Raw genomic sequence first — 2,681 nt, forward strand, 5'->3', positions numbered from 1 at the left:
GACCCGCCGGGATTGCCGCAGGGTGGCGTCAATCAACTCCTGATAGTCCGGAAGCTGGGCAGCGGCCAGGATGAGGGAAGGGTTGGTGGTGGCTTCCTGGGGGGTGAGGCGGCGAATTGCCTCCAGGTCACCGGTATCTGCCACCACGGTGGTCATGGCAGACAACTGCTCCAGCAGAGAGGCCATGGGAAAGAGAAAAACGAGGGATCACGTCAACGCTAGCCATGATGCGGGCCATGGCCGGAAGCCGCCAGAATCCCTAAAGGCTTCCGTCAACCGGCGCCGTGCGGGCAGGCAGCAGGTTGTCCAACGCCATGATGCTGTCAATCACGCGATACGCCACGGGCAACGCCACGGTGGCGCCGTAGGCATCCTCGCCACGGGGTTCATCCACCACCGCCAACACCACGAAACGAGGTTGATCCGTGGGCAGGTGAGCCACGAAGCTGGTGGTAACGGTGTCCGGGTCGTAGCCGCCATGGAGCGCCTTCTGAGACGTGCCGCTCTTGCCGGCAACGGGATGATGCAGCCCGGTTCCGGGGGCTTGCGCCAGCCTGGTGGCTGCTGCCATCCAGTTGCGCACCGTGGCGGTGGATGCCTCCTGGAAAACCCGCTTGCGCCGGGGATGGCTGGGGGTAGCCACCATGGCGTTCCCGTTGTTGCGCAACCCCTGCACAACATGGGGCCGCACCAGCCAGCCGCCATTTCCCTATACGTGCCGTGGTGGATGCACGATCCGACGAGCGCTCCGCCACACCCACCACCCGGACTCTGTGTCGGACAACACCGGGCCGTCCAATGTGCCGGTGCGCATCAGCAGGGAGTTGCGCTTGGCCATCACCGGCCAAGGGGCAGTGGCCTGAGCATCAATCCCAATCGCCTCGTCTTCACTGCCGCCACCTGGGATGTTCCCCAAAGGGTCACCGTCACTGCGCCACCACCCCGTTGCAGGAGAATCGGCAGGTATTGGCCAAACCGTTGGGTCTTGAGAGTGTGAGCACCCCCCAACTGGTGACCGCCTCCGCCCACTCCTGGGCCCACCGGCCAGCAGTAGTAACCCGAGTTTTGGATAAGGGACGCAGAAAAACAGTGCTTGGCAGACCAAACCGTTGCGCTCCTCCTCCATCCCATGGCCTCTCGTCAGAAGAGGAGGGAGAAGTCAAGTTTGAGGGAATGATTCACGGGGGTATCTGTGGTGGTGTTTTCTTCCCGTTCTCCTTGGAGGGCGATTTCCCAGGGTGGTGTCTGGCTTTGCTGGGAGTAGGGCGTCAGGGACCAGCGGAGGGAGGTGTTGCTGCTGGTGGGGGAGAGGGCCACTGCCACCCCTGGGGTCATGGTGAGGCGGTCGTTGTGGGCGGGGAAGCCGTAAGCGAACTCCGCCTCGAACTGCTGCCCCCCGGTGCTGGCGTCGTCCAACCCCTCCAGAACAGTGGGATTGAGGAGGGCATCCATGCCGGATGCAGTAGCCCCCATGGTGTGACCCAGGGCGAGGGAGGGTCCCCGGTTGGTGGGGGAGGGGTCCCAGGCGAAGGAGAGGGCCAAGCCCTGCTCCCGGAACTCCTCCGCCGCATGGGTCACCAGGGAGCGCCCCTTCAGTTCGCCACTGATATCCCGTTGTGGATCGTTCCATGCCAGAGCTGCGCCCACCTCCAGCCCGAAGCCGGTTTCTGCATCGCCGCTGTCCTGTCTCATGCCCACCTCCAGTGAGGGGAGCAGCGCCGCACCGTTGGCCAGGGGGAAGGGGCGGCCCGCCGCCAACCCCACCCGCAGCCGGGAGACGCTGCCCTCACTGGAGGAGAGAGCATCCACCTGCTCGGTGGTGGTCTTCTGGCTCAGCAGGTCGATGGTGGTGGTGAGGCTCAGCCCCTCGGCACCGCCATCGATGAGTAGGCCGTCCATGCCCACGGCGCCCATCACCATGGTGCTGCCGGGCCGGTACTCCCTCTCGGCGCCATCGGGTGTGACGGAGAGCTTGCCCCGGCCGTACCCGGCCACGGCCCAGACGCCCAGTCGCGGGGTGAGGGCGTAACGGCCATAGGGGAACAGGCCAAGCAGGGTGCTGCTGAAGTCTGCACCACCATCGTTGTCCCCCTCTCCCGCGTAGGAGCCGTTGCCCCAGGAGTGGGAGAGGGCAGCGCCAGCCAGCCAGCGCTCCGTCCGCCAGTCCGCTCCAACCAGGGCGGTGGTTACGGTCCCAGTCAGGGAGAGGGTGTCTTCCTGCCCACGGAAGGAGGAGAGCGCCCCTTCACCCCAGAGGGCCAGCCGGGGTGTTGCCCCTTCCTCCGGGCCTTGCCCGGCTGCTATCCGGGGGGAGAAGGAGAAGGAAGAACCCTGCGCCAGTTGCTGGCTACTCACACTCTCGAACCCCAACACCTTGGATAATGCCTCTTCGTTCTCCGCCAACGGCGTGGCGCCTGTCAGCTCTTCCCCCGCCACGGTGAGGGTGAGACCGGCTTGGGGATTGGCGCTGAAACGTCCTTCCACGGCATTCACCACCTGCTGGGCGACGGTGCGGCCAAAACGCACCTGCCAGCTTCTCACGGCCTCGGTGAGGGCATCCGTTGGGATGTCGTTATCCGTGATGGTCACCGCCACGTTGCCGGTGACGCTGTTGTAACCGCCGCCAGCAGCAGTGTGGCTGAGGTTGGCGCTGTCGTTCGTGGCGTCATCGTCCTCCCCTA

The 2,681-nt window shown here is 65.3% G+C and carries 4 protein-coding genes; 1 reads left to right on the top strand and 3 read right to left on the bottom strand.

Features of this window, described 5'->3' with window-relative positions; genetic code table 11:
* Positions 1-186 (bottom strand): transaldolase family protein (locus BG35_RS11160; RefSeq protein WP_034418200.1); only part of this gene is annotated, 186 nt, incomplete at its 3' end.
* A 73-nt stretch (positions 187-259) separates the two neighbouring features.
* A complete protein-coding gene (locus BG35_RS0108825; RefSeq protein ID WP_236619840.1) occupies positions 260-646 on the bottom strand; it encodes a penicillin-binding transpeptidase domain-containing protein in 387 nt (128 codons plus the stop codon).
* Here BG35_RS0108825 and BG35_RS13750 point away from each other — a divergent pair.
* Positions 645-863 carry a hypothetical protein gene (locus BG35_RS13750; protein WP_236619841.1) on the top strand — a complete coding sequence of 73 codons (219 nt, stop codon included), beginning with the start codon at positions 645-647 and terminating at the stop codon, positions 861-863. The two genes, BG35_RS0108825 and BG35_RS13750, sit on opposite strands and share 2 nt — an antisense overlap.
* Positions 864-1,140: 277 nt before the next feature.
* Here BG35_RS13750 and BG35_RS13230 read toward each other — a convergent pair.
* On the bottom strand, positions 1,141-2,681 hold a 1,541-nt coding region (locus BG35_RS13230), incomplete at its 5' end, for an autotransporter outer membrane beta-barrel domain-containing protein (RefSeq protein WP_034418202.1).

It is taken from the genome of Candidatus Synechococcus spongiarum SH4, assembly GCF_000586015.1.
GTDB lineage: Bacteria > Cyanobacteriota > Cyanobacteriia > PCC-6307 > Cyanobiaceae > Synechococcus_B > Synechococcus_B spongiarum_F.

Excerpts from the sequence above, each read along its gene's own strand:
- BG35_RS13750 (WP_236619841.1), top strand. The coding sequence starts at position 645 with ATGGCGTTCCCGTTGTTGCGCAACCCCTGCACAACATGGGGCCGCACC.
- BG35_RS0108825 (WP_236619840.1), bottom strand. The coding sequence starts at position 646 with ATGGTGGCTACCCCCAGCCATCCCCGGCGCAAGCGGGTTTTCCAGGAG.